Source organism: Hydrogenophaga sp., from assembly GCF_035481345.1.
GTDB lineage: Bacteria > Pseudomonadota > Gammaproteobacteria > Burkholderiales > Burkholderiaceae_C > Hydrogenophaga.
In genome coordinates this window covers 19,843-38,313 of record NZ_DATIGV010000005.1, presented here as the reverse complement: position 1 = coordinate 38,313, position 18,471 = coordinate 19,843, and the positions used below count along the sequence as shown (strand labels likewise).

Annotated in this window: 15 protein-coding genes, 1 other RNA gene and 1 pseudogene; 8 read left to right on the top strand and 9 right to left on the bottom strand. The window is 67.8% G+C overall.

What is annotated here, in order from left to right; translation table 11 throughout:
• Positions 1 to 38 precede the first annotated feature (38 nt).
• The 5 genes and pseudogenes from glnL to VLG41_RS00340 all read right to left on the bottom strand — a co-directional run.
• Positions 39 to 1,172, bottom strand: a complete 1,134-nt coding sequence (gene glnL, locus VLG41_RS00360) for a nitrogen regulation protein NR(II) (RefSeq protein ID WP_325347409.1) — start codon at positions 1,170 to 1,172, stop codon at positions 39 to 41.
• A gap of 60 nt (positions 1,173 to 1,232) precedes the next feature.
• Positions 1,233 to 1,718 carry a hypothetical protein gene (locus tag VLG41_RS00355; RefSeq protein ID WP_325347430.1) on the bottom strand — a complete coding sequence of 162 codons (486 nt, stop codon included), beginning with the start codon at positions 1,716 to 1,718 and terminating at the stop codon, positions 1,233 to 1,235.
• A gap of 175 nt (positions 1,719 to 1,893) precedes the next feature.
• On the bottom strand, positions 1,894 to 3,309 hold the full coding sequence (gene glnA / locus VLG41_RS00350; protein WP_325347408.1) for a type I glutamate--ammonia ligase: 1,416 nt from the start codon (positions 3,307 to 3,309) through the stop codon (positions 1,894 to 1,896).
• 169 nt (positions 3,310 to 3,478) lie between these two features.
• On the bottom strand, positions 3,479 to 4,294 hold the full coding sequence (locus VLG41_RS00345; RefSeq protein WP_325347429.1) for a competence/damage-inducible protein A: 816 nt from the start codon (positions 4,292 to 4,294) through the stop codon (positions 3,479 to 3,481).
• 225 nt (positions 4,295 to 4,519) lie between these two features.
• A pseudogene (locus tag VLG41_RS00340) lies at positions 4,520 to 5,152 on the bottom strand (EI24 domain-containing protein); the annotation flags it as partial.
• A gap of 61 nt (positions 5,153 to 5,213) precedes the next feature.
• Between VLG41_RS00340 and VLG41_RS00335 the strand changes: the two are divergent.
• From VLG41_RS00335 to VLG41_RS00325, 3 genes are all read left to right on the top strand, one after another.
• Positions 5,214 to 6,041 (top strand): alpha/beta hydrolase, encoded by an 828-nt coding sequence (locus VLG41_RS00335; protein ID WP_325347407.1) that lies wholly within the window; start codon positions 5,214 to 5,216, stop codon positions 6,039 to 6,041.
• 210 nt (positions 6,042 to 6,251) lie between these two features.
• A complete protein-coding gene (locus VLG41_RS00330; RefSeq protein WP_325347406.1) occupies positions 6,252 to 6,986 on the top strand; it encodes a hypothetical protein in 735 nt (244 codons plus the stop codon).
• A 62-nt stretch (positions 6,987 to 7,048) separates the two neighbouring features.
• A complete protein-coding gene (locus VLG41_RS00325; protein ID WP_325347405.1) occupies positions 7,049 to 7,696 on the top strand; it encodes a DUF2062 domain-containing protein in 648 nt (215 codons plus the stop codon).
• Here the strand turns inward: VLG41_RS00325 and ssrA are convergent.
• From ssrA to ompA, 4 genes are all read right to left on the bottom strand, one after another.
• Positions 7,675 to 8,085: a transfer-messenger RNA gene (gene ssrA, locus VLG41_RS00320) on the bottom strand. The two genes, VLG41_RS00325 and ssrA, sit on opposite strands and share 22 nt — an antisense overlap.
• Positions 8,086 to 8,099: 14 nt before the next feature.
• The gene (locus VLG41_RS00315; RefSeq protein WP_325347428.1) at positions 8,100 to 8,771 is read right to left on the bottom strand and encodes an HAD-IA family hydrolase; all 672 of its coding nucleotides are present in this window, start codon (positions 8,769 to 8,771) and stop codon (positions 8,100 to 8,102) included.
• A 6-nt stretch (positions 8,772 to 8,777) separates the two neighbouring features.
• A complete protein-coding gene (gene ubiG / locus VLG41_RS00310; RefSeq protein ID WP_325347404.1) occupies positions 8,778 to 9,485 on the bottom strand; it encodes a bifunctional 2-polyprenyl-6-hydroxyphenol methylase/3-demethylubiquinol 3-O-methyltransferase UbiG in 708 nt (235 codons plus the stop codon).
• A gap of 68 nt (positions 9,486 to 9,553) precedes the next feature.
• Entirely contained in the window at positions 9,554 to 10,201 is a 648-nt protein-coding gene (ompA, locus tag VLG41_RS00305; protein ID WP_325347403.1) for an outer membrane protein OmpA, read from the bottom strand.
• A 262-nt stretch (positions 10,202 to 10,463) separates the two neighbouring features.
• On the opposite strand from ompA, the gene gyrA reads away from it, so the two are divergent.
• Genes gyrA through VLG41_RS00280 form a run of 5 tightly spaced genes read left to right on the top strand, consistent with a single transcriptional unit; the run spans position 10,464 to position 18,316 of the window.
• The gene (gene gyrA, locus VLG41_RS00300) at positions 10,464 to 13,100 is read left to right on the top strand and encodes a DNA gyrase subunit A (RefSeq protein ID WP_325347402.1); all 2,637 of its coding nucleotides are present in this window, start codon (positions 10,464 to 10,466) and stop codon (positions 13,098 to 13,100) included.
• Positions 13,100 to 14,191 carry a 3-phosphoserine/phosphohydroxythreonine transaminase gene (gene serC, locus VLG41_RS00295; RefSeq protein ID WP_325347401.1) on the top strand — a complete coding sequence of 364 codons (1,092 nt, stop codon included), beginning with the start codon at positions 13,100 to 13,102 and terminating at the stop codon, positions 14,189 to 14,191. The genes gyrA and serC overlap by 1 nt, the downstream gene beginning before the upstream one ends.
• Positions 14,192 to 14,196: 5 nt before the next feature.
• Positions 14,197 to 15,297, top strand: coding sequence for a prephenate dehydratase (gene pheA, locus VLG41_RS00290; protein ID WP_325347400.1), 1,101 nt, complete (start codon positions 14,197 to 14,199; stop codon positions 15,295 to 15,297).
• The gene (locus tag VLG41_RS00285) at positions 15,297 to 16,175 is read left to right on the top strand and encodes a prephenate dehydrogenase (RefSeq protein WP_325347399.1); all 879 of its coding nucleotides are present in this window, start codon (positions 15,297 to 15,299) and stop codon (positions 16,173 to 16,175) included. Before pheA ends, VLG41_RS00285 begins: the two co-directional genes overlap by 1 nt.
• Before the next feature lie 14 nt (positions 16,176 to 16,189).
• Positions 16,190 to 18,316: a bifunctional 3-phosphoshikimate 1-carboxyvinyltransferase/cytidylate kinase gene (locus VLG41_RS00280; RefSeq protein ID WP_325347398.1), complete on the top strand. Its 2,127-nt coding sequence runs from the start codon at positions 16,190 to 16,192 to the stop codon at positions 18,314 to 18,316.
• Positions 18,317 to 18,471 lie beyond the last annotated feature (155 nt).

Sequence of the window (18,471 nt, the reverse complement as noted above, 5' to 3'; positions counted from 1 at the left end):
AGGGGTCCCTTCAGTCGCGCGTGCGTGGTTGCTATCGGTCAGGGCAGCGGGATCAGGATCTTGAAGTCCGTCTCCCCCGGCACGCTCTCGCACTCGATCAGGCCATGGTGCTGTTGCACGAAGGTCTGCGCCAGCGTGAGCCCCAGGCCGGAGCCACCGTCGCGACCCGACACCAGCGGGAAGAAGATGCGGTCCTTGATCGAGTCCGGCACACCGGGCCCGTTGTCGATGACATGCAATTCCAGTGCCAGCCGGTAGCGCTGCTTGCCGAAAGTGAGCTGGCGGCCCACGCGCGTGCGCAAGGTGATGCGCGCGTCGCCCGCCTCGATGCGCTCGGCCAGCGCCTGCGCCGCGTTGTGGGTGATGTTGAGCACCGCCTGTATCAATTGCTCACGGTCGCCACGAAATTCGGGGATGGAGGTGTCGTAGTCGCGGACCACCTTCAGCCCCTTGGGGAACTCGGCCAGGATGAGCGAGCGCACGCGCTCGCAGACCTCGTGGATGTTGACGTCGCCCACCACGTGCGGGCGCCGGTGCGGCGCCAGCAGCCGATCGACCAGCGACTGCAGGCGGTCGGCCTCGTGGATGATGACCTGCGTGTACTCGATCAGCTCCTTGGCCTGCAGCTCCATCTGCAGCAGCTGCGCCGCGCCGCGGATACCGCCCAGGGGGTTCTTGATCTCGTGCGCCAGGTTGCGGATCAGCTCCTTGTTGGCCTGGGCCTGATCGAGCAGGCGCGCCTCGCGCTCCTGGCGGGTCTGCTGCTCCTGCGGCAGCATCTCCACCACCACCTCGCCCGCGTTCTCGTTCTGGGCCACCACCACGTGCACGGGCAGCGAATCGTGGTTCAGGCGGCGCAGGTGGGCGTCGTAGCGCAGGGCCGCGAACTCGTTGTCGCGCGCGCCTTGCAGCGCGTTGTCGAGCAGCACGGGCTCGGTGAAGACATCCTGCAGGTTCGCACCGGTGATGCTGCGCCTGGACATGCCCAGGGCGTCTTCCAGCACGGCATTGGCGTACAGCACCTTGCCCTGGTGATCGACCACCGCGACCAGCGTGGCCAGCAGGTCGAGCGCCTGGAAGCGCGGGCTCACCGCGGGCTCCTTGCGGGCGGCACCGCGCCGGGCAACGAGATTGAAGAGGGAGGAGGCGTCGGGCTTTTTCAAGCCGCCCATTGTGCGGCAGTTGAATGCCGCCCGTGCAGTGCCGGCGGTTGACGGCGCGCGGCGGGGACCTCAGTTGGTGGTGGCGGGGCCCAGGCGCTGCAACTCGCGGCGGATGCCGGCCACGTCGTTCTCGGCCCGGCCGACGGCGGCCTTGAGTTCGGCCACGCGGTCAAGGTAGCGCTGGTGGTTGCGCCCCTCGATGCCTTGCTTCTCGGGTTCGCCGTTCGCGTAGGCCTTCTGCGCCTCGGCCAGCCGCTCTTCGGCCCGGCGCAGTTCGGTCTCGAGGATGGCCCGGGCGTCCGCGTCGCGGGCGCGCTGCGCGGCGCTGTCGACACGCGGCGCGGTGTTGCTGGCGCCGTTGCTGCGCGGCGCGGCGGTGGGGCTGGGGCGCGTGCCTTCGATGACGGTGACGTTGCCACCCTGCAGCGGCGTGCAGCCGCGCTGCTTGGCCACGGCGGGGTTGTTCGTGTACTCGTTGCCGCAGCGGTAGATGGCATCCTGGGCCAGGGCCGGCACGGCCATCAGGGCCGCCAGCGCCAGCGGCAGGCAGGACATCGGGCGAGACGGGGAAACGGACACGGGACCTCCAGCAACATTCAGCGCGGGGCAGTATGACGCAATTGCCTGACGAAAGTGCCACGGGCGACCCCGCATCGACGTGCGCCCAAAAAAAAGGGACGGCCGGAGCCGTCCCTGCTGTATCGGCAGGCCCGCCTGCGCGGGCCGGCGATCACAGGCTGTAGTACATGTCGTACTCGACCGGGTGCGGCGCCATGCGGAAGCGGGTCACCTCGCCCATCTTGAGTTCGATGTAGGCGTCGAGCATGGAGTCGGTGAACACGCCGCCCTTGGTCAGGAAGGCGCGGTCCTTGTCGAGGTAGTCCAGGGCCTGGTCCAGGCTGTGGCACACGGTGGGGACCAGTTTGTCCTCCTCGGGCGGCAGGTGGTACAGGTCCTTCGTGGCGGCTTCGCCCGGGTGGATCTTGTTCTCCACGCCGTCCAGGCCGGCCATCATCAGGGCCGAGAAGCACAGGTAGGGGTTGGCCGAAGGATCGGGGAAACGCGCCTCGATACGGCGGCCCTTGGGGTTGGCCACGTAGGGAATGCGGATGGAGGCCGAGCGGTTGCGCGAGCTGTAGGCCAGCTTCACCGGGGCTTCGAAGCCGGGCACCAGGCGCTTGTAGCTGTTGGTGCCGGGGTTGGTGATGGCGTTGAGCGCGCGGGCGTGCTTGATGATGCCGCCGATGTAGAACAGGGCGAAGTCGCTCAGGCCGGCGTAGCCGTCACCGGCGAACAGGTTCTTGCCGTCTTTCCAGATCGACTGGTGCACGTGCATGCCCGAGCCGTTGTCGCCGGCGTAGGGCTTGGGCATGAAGGTGGCGGTCTTGCCATAGGCATTGGCCACGTTCCAGACCACGTACTTCAGGACCTGGGTCCAGTCGGCGCGCTCGACGAGCGTGCTGAACTTGGTGCCGATCTCGTTCTGCCCGGCGCCCGCCACTTCGTGGTGGAACACCTCGACGGGGATGCCCAGCGACTCGAGGATCAGGGACATCTCGGCGCGCATGTCCTGCGTGCTGTCGACCGGGGGCACGGGGAAGTAGCCGCCCTTGACCGTGGGACGGTGGCCGCGGTTGCCGCCTTCGAGCTTGGCGCCGCTGTTCCAGGGGGCTTCGTACTCCTCGATCTCGAACATCACGCGGCCGGGCTCGTTGCTCCAGCGCACGCCGTCGAAGATGAAGAACTCGGGCTCGGGTCCGAAGAAGGCGGTGTCGCCCAGGCCGGAGGCCTTCAGGTAGGCCTCGGCGCGCTTGGCGATGGAACGCGGGTCGCGGTCATAGGCCTTGCCGTCGCTGGGCTCGACCACGTCGCACTGCAGGAACAGCGTGGTTTCTTCGAAGAAGGGGTCGATGTTGGCGGTGTTCGGGTCGGGCATGAGCTGCATGTCCGAGGCCTCGATGCCCTTCCAGCCGGCGATGGAGGAGCCGTCGAAGGCGTGGCCCGAGGTGAATTTGTCCTCGCCGAACGCCGAAATCGGCACGGTGACGTGTTGCTCCTTGCCGCGGGTGTCGGTGAAACGGAAGTCGACGAATTTGACTTCGTTGTCCTTCACCATCTGCATCACGTCTGCGACGGTCTTGGCCATCAATTGCTCCTGTGTCTGGAAGGGTGGGTTGAAAAGGTCGTACGGGGTACTGGCATGCAGTTTCCATGCCATGCGGGCCGGGCCGCCGGCCGGCGCGCACCGCCTTGGCACGGCCCAGACGGCATATTAGGCACCACAGTGGTGCATTCGCGCACCATATTCAGGAATCTCACGGGCGCACCAATTCGGGGCCCATTTCGGCACCCTGCGTGCGCAGGCCGGCCAGCAATTCGGCAAACGCCGGCTCGACAGCTTGCGCCGCGCCCTTGACGCCCAGCTCAATGTGCCGGCCGTACGTGGGGTGGTCGACACTGGGCAGGCTGAACACCTTGACCGCGTGCGCGGCTTCGATCTGCTCCATCAGCGGCGTGAGCGCGGCTTCCATGGCACCCATCACGATCACCGAGTGTTCGCGCCAGGCGCCTTCCTGGTGCAGGTGGGTGTAGCGCTGATCGAGCACCCAGGCCAGCATGGGCCAGGCCATCACGGGGAAGCCGGGCACGAAGTGCACCTCGGCACCGCCCGGCCCTTGGCAACTGAAGCCCGGAATCTTGTTGTAGGGGTTGGGGATCAGGGTGGCCCCGACCGGGAACACGCCCATGTTGTAGCGGTGCACGTTGTCCGGCCGCTCGGGCTCGAAGGGCACGCCCTGCTCGGCCGCCACGTCGCGCATGCGCTCCTCGATCAGCCGCGCGGCCTCGGGGTGCAGGGCGAGTTCGACGCCCAGGGCGGCGGCCGCGCACTGGCGGGTGTGGTCGTCGGGCGTGGCGCCGATGCCGCCGCAGCAGAACACCGGCTCGCTGCCGGCGAACGCCGCCTGCAACGCGGCGGTGATGCGCGTGCGATCGTCGCCCACCACCTGCGCCCAGGCCAGGGACAGCCCGCGCTCGGCCAGCAGTTCGGCCACCTTGGGCAGGTGCTTGTCCTGCCGCTTGCCCGACAGGATCTCGTCGCCCACGATGATCAATCCGAAGCCGGTGCTCATGGCGCGGGTGGGATCGGGGGCGGGCGGGGCCGGCGGCTGCAGCGTCGGCTCGACGGCCAGCACCTCGACCGGTACCACGGCGCGCAGGCGCTCCAGCACCGCCAGCGCATAGTGCGCGAACCACAGTGAAGCGAACGCGAACACCAGGGTGTAGACCCAGATCGCCACCGGCACCAGCAGCGGCGCCAGTGCAATGAACATGGCGCCGGAGGCCCACAAGAGGCTGGGCGCGGCACCCAGGTAGCCGCACAGCACGCCCATCACCAGCAGCGTGCTGCGGTGCTCGCGCATGATCTGGCGACGCTCGTCGGCGCTGGCGTGCGTGGCCAGTGCGTCGAAGGCGAACACGCGGTAGGTGAGCCAGCCCCAGATGAGAGGCGGCAGGATGAGCACCAGGGGCGGCACCAGCCACAGCGGCATGGACAGCACCAGCACCACCACCGCCAGCAGCGTGGAGCCCAGCGACCACAACACGCTCACGATGAAGGAGCCGCCGCGCCGCTTCTCCAACTGCGGGAAGCGGCGCTGGCCCACCAGGTCGACCATGGCTGGCGTCATGAACGCCGCCACCAGCAGCAGGCACAGCAGCACGATGACCGGCGTGGCGAGCACCAGCACGATCAGGGGCGCGAACACGGCGCGCAGCGAGCCCAGGCCCAGGCCCTCGAGCCAGCCGAGAAAGGCCTGCACGAGGTGGAAAGCCTCGAACCAGGCCATGACGGAGGCCACCGCGCCGTCCCAGAAGAAATAACCCAGGGCGAAGGACAGCGCCACCATCAGCACCAGGGGCAGGAAGGACAGCGCGATCACGCGCGGGTGCATGCAGTACGCCACCGCGCGCCAGAAGGCATCGAACATCGCTCGCATGGCGCGAAGAATACCCGCAAGCGCCGACACCCCGGCCGCTAGGATGTCGCCCATGGATCGCATCGATGTTCATGGCGTGCGGCTGGAAGTCGCACAGATTCCCGGAGACCCCACCCTCGCCCCGCTGGTTTTCCTGCACGAAGGCCTGGGCAGCGTGGCCATGTGGACCCAACGGGGCCTCTTCTGGCCCGAAACGCTATGCCAGGCCAGCGGGCGCGCCGGCTGGCTGTTCTCGCGCCGAGGCTACGGCCAGTCCGACCCCGTGGCCGACGTGCGTGGCGCACCGCGCCAGGAGGGCTTCTGGCACGTCGGACGCCACGAGCCCGACTACATGCACCGCGAGGCCTTCGAGGTGCTGCCGCTGCTGCTGTCCCGACTGGGCATCCGCGAGCCCCTGCTCATGGGGCATTCCGATGGCGCCACCATTGCGCTGCTCCATGCGAGCCGGCATCCCGTGGCAGGCTGCGTGGCCATCGCCCCACACGCCTTCGTCGAGGATGTGTCGATCCGTTCCATCGCCCAGGCGCGCGACCAGTACCAGGCCACGTTCGACGACCCCAGGGGCTTGCGCCAGCGTCTGGCCCGGTACCACCGCGACGTCGACAACGCCTTCTGGCAATGGAACGACGTCTGGCTCAGCCCGGCCTTCCGCGATTTCGACATCCTGGACGCGTGCGCCGACATCCGCGCCCCGCTCCTGCTGGTGCAAGGGCAACAAGACGAATACGGCACGCTGCAACAGTTACACCGTGTGCGGGAGCGGGCGCCGCATGCCGACATACTGACCTTCGACGACTGCGGGCACAGCCCGCACCGTGACAAACCTCACGAATTGACGGAGGCACTCGCCCGCTGGTTCCGGTCTTCCATCACGACATGAGCCCGCGCTACCCCATCTGATGGACGAACGCCCCCACCCACCCCCTCACAATCAGGCACGCCGTGTGCCGGGCGCGGCCCGCCGACCACAAACGGGCGCCCAAATCCCCAACGAAATCACGAGCCGAGCCGCTTTGGTCCGGACGTGCAATCGGCAAGGCGGCCGAATCTATACACTTTGATACATCTTGGTCACGCCCTTCCCGACCGCATGAGCACCTGGACCCATCCCTGGCTGATCGCCGCTCTCGTGCCCGCCCTGCTGGCCGTGGGCGCGCTGCTGCATCGGCTCTGGGCGGAGCGGCAGGCGCGGCAGAAGCGCCGCCTGCCCAAGCACTGGCCGCTGGCGGGCCGCCCCCTGGCCAACAGCGAGGAAGCCCGCGTCTGGCACTGGTTGTCGCGCGCCTTCTACGACCACCACGTCATGATCAAGCTGCCGGTGACGCGCTTCACGCTGCCCCGCCAGCGAGAAGAAGGCATGGAGTGGTACCGGCTGCTGGGCGGCGTGTACTGCACCTTCACCGTGTGCAAGTCCGACGGACGCGTCATCGGTTGTCTCGACGTGCCGGGTCCGGCCGGCATCCCCCGCAGCACCCGCGCTCTCAAGCACTCGCTGCTGAGCCAGATCGGCCTGCCCTATTGGGTGGTGCGCTCCAACAGCCTGCCCACCGTGGCCGAGATCCGTGCCGAGTTCCTGGGCGAATCCGAACTCAACCGCGCCATGCGGGAACGCGAGATGGAAGAGCGCGCCATCATTGCCGCGCAAAGCAACTTGCGCAGCGCGCTCAATCGCCAGCGCAGCACACGCTCGCACAGCGACTTCAACCCGCTGTCCAGTTGGCCCAACAGCGCGCCCGATGCGCGCAGCAGCGACTACCACTCGCAGTGGCAGGACAACAACTCGTTCCTGATGCCGCTGGACAGCCGCAAGGGCGACCTGCTCTGAGCGAACTCGGGGCCGGATAGCGGGTCTCTCCGGAACACAATGCCCGGTTTGGCCCTCCCCCCGTGACCCAAGGCTTCCTGCAGCGGCTCAAGGCCCGTCTGCCAACCCCCGACACGATCCGCAGTCAGCGATGGCTGCGCTGGCTGGCGCCCTTCATGGCGCATCCCCGCCTGTGGCACCTCAGCCGCAGAGGCGTGGCCATGGGTGTGGCGCTCGGCGTGTTCTTCGGCCTGCTGATCCCCATCGCGCAGATGCCCGCGGCGGGCGTGGCGGCGGTGGTGCTGCGCGCCAATCTGCCGGCTGCCATGGCCAGCACCTTCGTCACCAACCCGGTCACGTTCGGGCCGGTCTACTACGCAGCCTACCGGCTGGGCAAGGTGGTGCTGGGTGAGGACGCCGCACCGCACGGCCAGGGCCTTGACGAGCAGCGGCTGGTGGAAGAACTGACCGCCACGCCCGAGCAGGTGCCGGCATCTCTGGGCGTAATGGATCGACTCCAGCGCTGGCTGAAGCAGATCGGTCAGGTCGGCAAGCCGCTGTTCACGGGCCTGCTCATTCTGGCCGTCTCGTGTGGGCTCACGGTGTATGCGCTGATCAATGCCGTGTGGCACCTGCGCGTGCGCTGGCACCGCCGACGGCGCCTGGCACAGAGAACACCAGCGGGTCGGCGGCCCGCCGGTGGAAATGATGGTGGAGCTGGGGGGAATTGAACCCCCGTCCGCAAGCCTTCTTCGAGCAGTTCTACATGCGTAGCCGTCTGTTTTGAATCTCACCGACCGGATCGCGCAGTGGCACGCTACCCGGTCAGCCAGCAGCCTTGGATCTCATCCCGCGCCAAGCTGCCCGGCGCGGGACCAGTCGATGTGAATGACCTTGCGGCTTCAGGTCTTGCGACCTTCGGCTCAGCCCATCGACGAGCTGTTGCAAGGATCGGGGAGGTTAATCCCCGAACGACTCATGCTTAGGCCGCGAGGGCGAAAGAACGGTCGTTTGCTGCTTCAGTATTGGCAGTTGGTTTGTTTCTGCGGATTTACGAGGTGACAGAACCTCGGCATGCCCTGCTGCGCGTCCGAACCCACGTCGAAACCGGTGCAGCCCCAGGAAAGACGGATTTTAGGGCAGATCGATGAGATTCAAGACGTCCAAGGGCGCATCGATCAGCGCGTCAGCGCCCCAACTGGCCACATCGGCTCCCGGACCGAGGTAGCCGTAGCGCGCGGCCACTGTCTGCATGCCTGCGGCGCGCCCTGCCTGGATGTCGCGCTCATCGTCGCCCACGTACAGGCAGCGCGTGGGATTCACGCCCAGGCGCCGAGCCGCCTCCAGCAAGGGCGCCGGGTGAGGCTTCGAGTGGGGCGTGGTGTCGCCGCACACGATCGCGCCAGCGGAATCGAACAGCGACAAAGCCCGTGCAAGCGGGTGCGTCAGGCGCTCGGCCTTGTTCGTCACCACGCCCCAAGGCATGCGCGAACCGTTCAACGCGTCCACCAGGGCCAGCACGCCCTCGAAGGGCTGCGTGAGCTCCAGCATGCGCGCCTCATACGCATCGATGAACGCCTCGCGCAGAACGGCATAGTCCTGGTGATCGGGCGCCATGTCGAAGGCCACGCGCAGCATGCCGCGCGCGCCCGAGCCCGCGTGCGCCCGGTACAAGGCCAAAGGCAGTGGCGGCAGACCGCGCGCCAGACGCAGGCTCTCGGCCGCACTGCCCAGGTCCGGCGCGCTGTCGAGCAAGGTACCGTCAAGGTCGAACAGGACGGCCTGCAGGCCGCTGAAACGCCGCATCACGGCTCAGACCTTCCGCGTGCCAAACAGATAGTTCACGCTGGTGTCGCCACTGAGCCAGTAGCGCCGCGTGAGCGGGTTGTATTCCATGCCGCGCGTGTGCTGCAGGTCCAGCCCCGCTGCGCGGCAATGGGCGGCCAGTTCGCTGGGCCGGATGAAGCGGGCGTACTCATGCGTGCCACGGGGCAGCAGACCCAGCACGTACTCGGCCCCCAGAATGGCAAACAGGAAGGCCTTGGGGTTGCGGTTGAGCGTGGAAAAGAAAACATGACCACCCGGCTTGACCAGCGCGGCACAGGCGCGGACCACCGACGACGGATCGGGCACATGCTCCAGCATCTCCATGCAGGTCACCACGTCGAACCCTTCGGGCTCTTCGCGCGCCAGATCCTCCACGCTGATCTCCTGGTAGCGCACCCCCGTGGTCCCGGCTTCCAGCGCATGCAACTGGGCCACTCGCAGCGCCTTCGAGGCGAGGTCGATGCCGAGCACATCGGCGCCCAGCCGCGCCATGCCGTCCGAGAGAACACCCCCGCCACAGCCAACGTCGAGCACCCGTTTGCCCGGCAGGCCGGCAATGCCATCGATCCACGCCATTCGCAGCGGATTGATCTGATGCAGGGGCCGGAATTCGCCATCGGGATCCCACCAGCGATGGGCGAGATCGGAAAACTTGGCCAGTTCGGCCGGGTCGGCATTGATTTGCGCAGTCATTGGGCGATTATCAAGAGGACAACAAAAAACCGCGCCGAGGCGCGGTTTTTTGAGTGAAACCGAGACGATCAGTTCTTGCGGGTACCGACCACTTCGACTTCCACGCGACGGTTCTTCGAGCGACCTTCGCGGGTGGCGTTGTCGGCCACCGGCTGGGTCAGGCCCTTGCCTTCGGTGTAGATGCGGTTGCTTTCAATGCCCTTGCTCACCAGATAGGCCTTGACGGCTTCGGCGCGGCGAACCGAGAGGGACTGGTTGTAGGCGGCGGCACCGGTCGAGTCGGTGTGGCCGACGGCGATCACCACCTCGAGGTTGATGCCTTGCACCTTGCCAGCCAGGTCGTCCAGCTTGGCGCGGCCTTCGGGCTTGAGCACGGCTTTGTCGAAATCGAAGAAAGCGTCGGCGGCGTAGGTCACCTTGGTGGCGGCAGCCACAGGAGCGGCAGCGGGAGCCGGGGCCGGCGCCGGAGCAGCGGCGGGAGCCGGGGCCGGAGCGGGAGCCGGGGCCGGTGCAGCGGCGGGAACGATCGCGCCATCGCAACCTTTGGCAGCGGTCGCGGGCGTCCAGGAGGCGTCACGCCAGCAGAGCTCGTTGGTGCCGTTCTTCCAGACCAGTTCGCTGGAGCCATTGCGCCAGTTGTCGATGGTCTGGGCGCCAGCAGCCGTTGCCATGGCGGCGGTTGCAAACAGCATTGCCACTCGGTTGAGTTTCTTCATGGTTTTCCTCTAGGTAAGCCGCAGACGACCTGCGTGACGTAATTAGATTAGCGGCGCCTGGATGTGAGCACTCCAAAACGCTCGAGGCATTGTGCCACAAGGATCATCGTGCCAATCCCGGGGGTCCAAGATCAGACAACGCCTACGACCCCGATGCGACATCCGTTGCCGACGTACAACATGAAGCCCCGGGCGGTCATGCCGACCGCGCCGATTAAAATCTTCTGTTGCATTGCAGAGTCACCCTCAGCGCCATTCTTCCATGACCTCATTCGCCAAAGAAACCCTGCCCATCAGTCTGGAAGAGGAGATGCGCCGGAGCTACCTCGACTACGCGATGAGCGTGATCGTGGGCCGCGCCCTGCCCGACGCGCGCGACGGCCTCAAGCCGGTGCACCGGCGCGTGCTCTACGCGATGCACGAGCTCAACAACGACTGGAACCGGCCCTACAAGAAGTCGGCCCGTATCGTCGGCGATGTGATCGGTAAGTACCACCCGCACGGCGACTCAGCGGTGTACGACACCATCGTGCGCATGGCCCAGGACTTCTCCCTGCGCCACATGCTGGTGGACGGTCAGGGCAACTTCGGCTCGGTGGACGGCGACAACGCCGCGGCCATGCGCTACACCGAAATTCGCCTGTCGAAGATCGCCCACGAGATGCTGGCCGATATCGACAAGGAAACGGTCGACTACGGCCCCAACTACGACGGCAGCGAAAAGGAACCCCTGGTGCTGCCGACGCGCCTGCCGAACCTGCTGGTCAATGGCAGCGCCGGCATCGCCGTGGGCATGGCCACCAACATTCCGCCGCACAACCTCAACGAGGTGGTGGACGCCTGCCTGCACATGCTCAAGAACCCCGAGGCGTCGATCGACGAACTCATGGAGATCATCCCGGCGCCCGACTTCCCCACCGCCGGAATCATCTACGGCGTGCAGGGCGTCAAGGACGGCTATCGCACCGGCCGCGGCCGCGTGGTGATGCGCGCCAAGTGCCACTTCGAGGACATCGACAAAGGCCAGCGCCAGGCCATCATCGTTGACGAGCTGCCCTACCAGGTCAACAAGAAGACGCTGCAGGAGCGCATGGCCGAGCTCGTGCACGAAAAGAAGATCGAGGGCATCAGCCACATCCAGGACGAGTCCGACAAGTCGGGCATGCGGGTGGTGATCGAACTCAAGCGCGGCGAAGTGCCCGAGGTGGTGCTCAACAACCTGTACAAGCAGACGCAGCTGCAGGACACCTTCGGCATCAACATGGTGGCGCTGGTCGATGGCCAGCCGCGCCTGTGCAACCTGAAGGACCTGATCACGGTCTTTCTGGAGCACCGGCGCGAGGTGGTCACGCGGCGCACCATCTTCAACCTGCGCAAGGCGCGCGAACGCGGCCACGTGCTGGAAGGCCTGGCCGTGGCGCTGGCCAACATCGACGAGTTCATCCGCATCATCCGCGAGTCGCCCACGCCGCCGGTGGCCAAGTCGGAGCTGATGAACCGCAGCTGGGACAGCCAGCTCGTGCGCGAGATGCTCACGCGCGCCAAGGCCGATGGCGGTACCGTGAACGCCGACGACTACCGCCCCGACGGACTGGACCGCCACTACGGCATGCAAGGCGACGGCCTGTACCGCCTCTCGGAAACGCAGGCCCAGGAAATCCTGCAGATGCGCCTGCAGCGCCTCACCGGCCTCGAGCAGGACAAGATCGTCGCCGAGTACAAGGACGTGATGGCCGAGATCGACGACCTGCTCGACATCCTGGCCCGCCCCGAGCGCGTGTCCACCATCATCAGCGAAGAGCTGATCGCGGTGCGCCAGGAGTTCGGTCAGACGAAGCTGGGCGCGCGCCGCAGCGAGATCGAACACAACGCGCAAGACCTCGCCACCGAGGACCTCATCACGCCGACCGACATGGTCGTCACGCTGAGCCACTCGGGCTATATCAAGAGCCAGCCGCTCAACGAGTACCGCTCGCAGAAGCGAGGTGGCCGTGGCAAGCAGGCGACGGCCACCAAGGAAGACGACTGGGTCGACCAACTCTTCATCGCCAACACGCACGACTGGATCCTGTGCTTCTCCAACCGCGGCCGCCTGTACTGGCTCAAGGTCTGGGAGGTGCCCAGCGGTTCGCGCGGCTCGCGCGGCAAGCCGATCGTGAACATGTTCCCGCTGGCCGAGGGCGAGAAGATCAACGTGGTGCTGGCGCTCACGGGCGAGTTCCGCAGCTTCCCGGCCGACCACTACGTGTTCATGGCCACGGCGGGCGGCACGGTCAAGAAAACCGCGCTCGACGAATTCAGCAACCCGCGCAAGGCCGGCATCATCGCCGTCGACCTGGACGAGGGCGACTACCTCATTGGCGCCGCGCTCACCGACAGCCACCACGACGTGATGCTGTTCTCCGACGGCGGCAAAGCCGTGCGCTTCGACGAGAACGACGTGCGCCCCATGGGCCGCAACGCGCGCGGCGTGCGCGGCATGATGCTGGAAGACGGCCAGAGCGTGATCGCCATGCTGGTCGCCGAAGACGAGACCCAGAGCGTGCTGACGGCCACCGTCAACGGCTACGGCAAGCGCACGCCCATTGGCGAGTACACGCGCCACGGCCGCGGCACCAAGGGCATGATCGCCATCCAGCAGAGCGAGCGCAATGGCAAGGTCGTGGCCGCCACGCTGGTGCACACCGACGACCAGATCATGCTGATCACCGACAAGGGTGTGCTGGTGCGCACCCGCGTGGCCGAGATCCGCGAGATGGGCCGTGCCACGCAGGGGGTGACGCTGATCTCGCTCGACGACGGTGACGAGCTCTCCGGCCTGCAGCGCATCGTCGAGAACGACGCCAACGCCCCCGAGGGCGGCGAGCCCGACGGCGGCGAGCCCGCACCGGCCGCGTGATGGCGCGGCCCTACAACTTCTCCGCCGGCCCGGCCGCGATGCCGGCCGAGGTGCTCGAGATCGCCGCGCGCGAGATGCTCGACTGGCACGGCAGCGGAATGAGCGTGATGGAGATGAGCCACCGCGGCAAGGCCTTCGGCGAGATCGCGGCGCAGGCCGAAGCCGATCTGCGCGAGCTGCTGGCGGTACCCCCGCAGTTCAAGATCCTGTTCATGCAGGGCGGCGGCCTGGCCGAGAACGCCATCGTGCCGATGAACCTCTCGCGCGGCGGCGTGGTCGATGTCGTCGTCACCGGCAGCTGGAGCCAGAAGTCGCTCAAGGAGGCCAGTCGCTATGCGAGCGCGCGCCTGGCGGCCAGCAACGCCGACAGCCACCACACCACCTTGCCTGCACCGGCCAGTTGGCGGCTCTCGCCCGACGCGCAGTACGTGCACGTCTGCAGCAACGAGACCATCCATGGCATCGAATTCCAGGAATTGCCCGATCTGAAGGCCCTGGGCAGCCAGGCCCCGCTGGTGATCGACTTCTCCTCGCACGTGGCCTCGCGTCCGGTCGATTGGTCGCGCGTGGGCCTGGCCTTCGGCGGCGCGCAGAAGAACCTCGGCCCCGCCGGGCTCACGCTCGTGGTGGTGCGCGAGGACCTGCTCGGCCATGCCCTGCCCATCTGCCCGAGCGCCTTCGACTACAAGACCGTGGCCGACAACGCGTCGATGTACAACACACCGCCCACCTACGCGATCTACATGGCGGGCCTCACCTTCCAGTGGCTCAAGCGCCAGGGCGGCGTGGCCGCCATGGAGGCCCGCAACATCGCCAAGGCGAAGCTGCTCTACGACTTCCTGGACCAGTCGCCCTTCTATGAGAACCGCGTCGCGCCCGAGTGCCGTTCGCGCATGAACATCCCGTTTTTCCTGAAGGACGAGTCGCGCAACGAGGCCTTCCTGGCCGGTGCCCAGGCCCGTGGCCTGCTGCAGCTCAAGGGGCACAAGTCGGTGGGCGGCATGCGCGCCAGCCTGTACAACGCCATTCCCATCGAGGGTGTGCAGGCCCTGGTGAGCTACCTGCGCGACTTCGAAAAGGAAATGGCCTGACCCCCATGGCATCCACCCCGCAACAAACCGAAGCGCTGGGCGAGCTGCGCGTTCAGATCGACGCAATCGACCAGCAGCTGCTGAGCCTGCTCAACCAGCGCGCGCTGGTGGCCGAGCAGGTGGGCGAGCTCAAGCGCAAGGAAGGATCGCCCTTCTTCCGGCCCGACCGCGTGGCCCAGGTCATCGAGAAGATCCAGACCGCCAACCCCGGCCCGCTGCTCAACCAGCACGTGGCCTCCATCTGGCGCGAGATCATGTCCGCCTGCCTGGCGCTGGAAACGCCCCAGCGCGTGGCCGTGCTGGGGCCGCAGGGCACTTTCTGCGAACAAGCCGCGGTCGAGTTCTTCGGCAGCGCCGCCAACCTCATCCATTGCGCCAGCTTCGACGAGGTCTTCCACGCCACCGCCGCGGGCACCGCCCAGTTCGGTGTGGTCGGCGTCGAGAACACCACCGAGGGGGTGGTCGCGCGCTCGCTCGACCTGTTCCTGCGCTCCCCCGTGCACGTGGTGGGCGAGGTGAGCCTGCTGGTGCGCCACAACCTGCTGTGCCGTGGCGCCTCGCTCGATGGCATCGAGGTCGTCATGGCCCATCCCCAGGCGCTCGCACAGTGCCAGGGCTGGCTGTCGCAGCACCTGCCCAACGCGGAGCGGCGTGCCGTCTCCAGCAATGCCGAGGGCGCTCGCCTGGCCGCCGAAGACCCGCGCTTCGCGGCCCTGGCCAGCGAGCGCGCCGCCGCGCAGTTCGGCCTGCACATCGTCGCGCACGCCGTGCAGGACGAGGCCTACAACCGCACGCGCTTCGCCATCATCTGCCTGCCGCAGACCCTGGCCATGCCGCCCGCCAGCGGGCGCGACTGCACCAGCCTCGTGGTCTCGGTGCCCAACCGCCCCGGTGCCGTGCACGATCTGCTGGTGCCATTGAAGCAGCATGGCGTGTCCATGACGCGCTTCGAATCGCGCCCCGCCAAGTCCGGTCAATGGGAGTACTACTTCTACATCGATCTCGCCGGCCACCCCTCGCAACCGCACGTCGCGGCCGCGCTCGACGAACTGCAACGCCTGTGCGCCTTCTACAAGGTGCTGGGCGCCTACCCGGTGACCGAATGATGTTTGAGCAACTCGGACTGATCGGCTGCGGCCTCATGGGCGGCTCCTTCGCGCTCGCGCTCAAGCGCGCCGGACTGGTCAAGCGCGTGGTGGGCTACAGCAAGTCGCCCTCCACCACCGAACGCGCCCGCCAACTCGGCGTCATCGACGTCGAAGCCCCGTCCGCGCTGCTCGCCGTCTCGGGCGCTGATCTCGTGCTGCTGGCCGTGCCGGTGGCCGCCACCGAAGCCACCTTCAAGGCCATCCGCCACCTGGTGCGCAACGACGTGCTCATCATGGACGTGGGTTCCACCAAGCGCGAGGTCATCGACGCCGCGCGCCGCGTGCTGCGCGACCAGGTGGGCGTGTTCGTGCCCGCCCACCCCATCGCCGGCAAGGAACTCGCGGGCGTGGACCACGCCGACCCCGACCTCTACACCGGGCGCCAGGTCATTCTCACCCCCATCGAGCGCACCATGCCCGCGCACGTGGACAAGGCCGAGAAGGTCTGGCGCGCGCTGGGTTGCCAGGTCAAGCGCATGACGCCCGAGGGCCACGACGCCGCCTACGCCGCCATCAGCCACCTGCCGCACCTGCTGGCCTTCGCGCTCATGGGCGCCATCCAGAAGCAGCCCGAGGGCAACGACTTCCTCGCCCTCGCCGGCCCGGGCTTTCGTGACTTCACCCGCATCGCCGCCAGCGACGCGGCCGTCTGGCGCGACATCCTGCTCTCCAACAAGGAAGAGCTGATCACGCAGTCGCGCCACTTCCTGCGCGCGCTGCAGGAGTTGGAATCGGCGATCAAGAACAACGACCCCGACGCGCTCGAAACCCTGATCGACCAGGCCAGCGAAGCGCGCGCGAACTGGCGCATGACGGCCATCAAGCCCCAGGGCTGAGCCGCCGACCGCGCATGTTCGACATCCCCAGCCTCGACATCCCCTCCCTGGGCAGCGCTGGCGGCCGCGTGCGACTGCCGGGCTCCAAGAGCATCTCCAACCGCGTGCTGCTGCTGGCCGCGCTGAGCGAAGGCCCCACCCTGGTCGAGGACCTGCTCGACTCCGACGATACGCGCGTCATGCTCGCGGCCCTGCGCCAGCTCGGCTGCAGCATCGATGAGACCGGCCCGGCCAGCGTGCGGGTGCAGGGCCTGGGCGGGCGGCTGCCGGTGCGCGACGGGGCGCTGTTTCTGGGCAACGCCGGCACCGCCATGCGCCCGCTCACGGCCGCGCTGGCGCTCATGGCCACGGCCCAGGGTGCGCGCTTTGAACTCTCCGGCGTGGCGCGCATGCACGAACGCCCCATCGGCGACCTGGTGGACGCGCTGCGCCAGCTCGGCTGCCCGGTGCAGTGCCTGCAGAACGAGGGCTATCCCCCGCTGCGCCTGGGCGACGGCGTGTCCCACCCGCTGCACCTGAGCGAGCCCATCCGCGTGCGCGGCGACGTCTCCAGCCAGTTCCTCACCGCGCTGCTGCTTGCGCTGCCGCTGGTGGCACAGGACACGGACGTGGTCATCGAGGTGACCACCGAACTGATCTCCAAGCCCTACATCGAAATCACGCTCAACCTGCTGCAACGCTTCGGCGTGAGCGTGCGCCGCGAAGGCTGGCAACGCTTCACCATCCCGCGCGGCAGCCGCTACGCCTCGCCCGGGCGCATCGCCGTCGAGGCCGACGCCTCCTCGGCCAGCTACTTCATCGCGCTCGGCGCCATCGCGCCGGCCACGCCTGGCACCGACGGCGTCGTCATCGAGGGCGTGGGCCTGGACTCCATCCAGGGCGACATCCGATTCGTCGAGGCGGCCCGCCTCATGGGCGCCGAGGTCGTGGACGAAGGCAAGGCCCTGCGCGTGCGCCGCGGCGCCTGGCCGCTCAAGGCCATCGACCTCGACTGCAACCACATCCCCGACGCGGCCATGACGCTGGCCGTGATGGCGCTCTACGCCGACGGCACCACCACGCTGCGCAACATCGCGAGCTGGCGCGTGAAGGAAACCGACCGCATCGCCGCCATGGCCATCGAAGGCCGCAAGCTCGGTGCCACCATCGAGGAAGGCGCGGACTTCATCCGCGTCACGCCGCCCGGCCGCCCCGCCGCCGGGCCGCCCCAAGGCGGGGCAGTCCCCCAGGGGGGCAGCGAACCACACGAAGTGGGGAGCGTGGGGGCGCATGGATGGGCAAAGGCCAGCATCCACACCTACGACGACCACCGGGTCGCCATGTGCTTCTCGCTGGCCGCCTTCAACCCGGCGGGCCTGCCCGTGCGCATCGAAGACCCGAAGTGCGTGGGCAAGACCTTCCCCGACTACTTCGAAACCCTCTTCAGCGTCTGCCACACGCCGGCCGAGCGCATCCCCGTCCTCTGCATCGACGGCCCCACCGCTTCGGGCAAGGGCACGCTCGCGGCCGAACTGGCCTCGCGCCTGGGCTACCACCTGCTCGACTCCGGCGCCCTGTACCGCCTGGTCGGCCTGGCGGCCGAGCGCGAGGGCCTGTCCACCACCGAAGCCGAGCTGCGCGAGCCCGCCCACGCCGAGCGCATGGGCCGCCTGGCCGCCGGGCTGGACGTGCGCTTCACCCCCGGCAAGACCTGGCTCGACGGCGAGGACGTGACCGAGGCCCTGCGCGCCGAAACTGCCGGCATGGCCGCCTCGCGCGTGTCGGCCGTGCCCCAGGTGCGCACCGCCCTGGTCGACCTGCAACTGCAGATGCGCCGCCTCCCCGGCCTGGTCGCCGACGGGCGCGACATGGGCACGGTCATCTTCCCGGCCGCGCCGCTCAAGATCTACCTCACCGCCAGCGCCGGACAGCGCGCCCAGCGTCGCCATAAGCAGTTGATTTCAAAGGGAATCCCGGCTATACTCGACGACCTTCTGGCCGACCTTGAGGCACGCGACGCACGCGACATGAACCGCGCGCACGCCCCTCTGAAGCCGGCCGAAGACGCGGTGCTGCTGGACAACTCCGAACTGGACATCGAGCAATCGGTGCAATTCGTGTTGAAGCGCTGGCACGGCCAACAGGCTTTCCCGGCTCGCTGAGAAAGCCACCCGCAGGCCCCGAAGACCCCGCCGGATGTTCCCCGTCCGCAGGTCCCAGGGATCGTCAACCAACCCGCCGTGTTTCGCACGGCACAACGTCACGCCGCCCACCCGTCGTCACCCGCGCCGCCCTTGCCGGGCACTCCCGCGCCGAC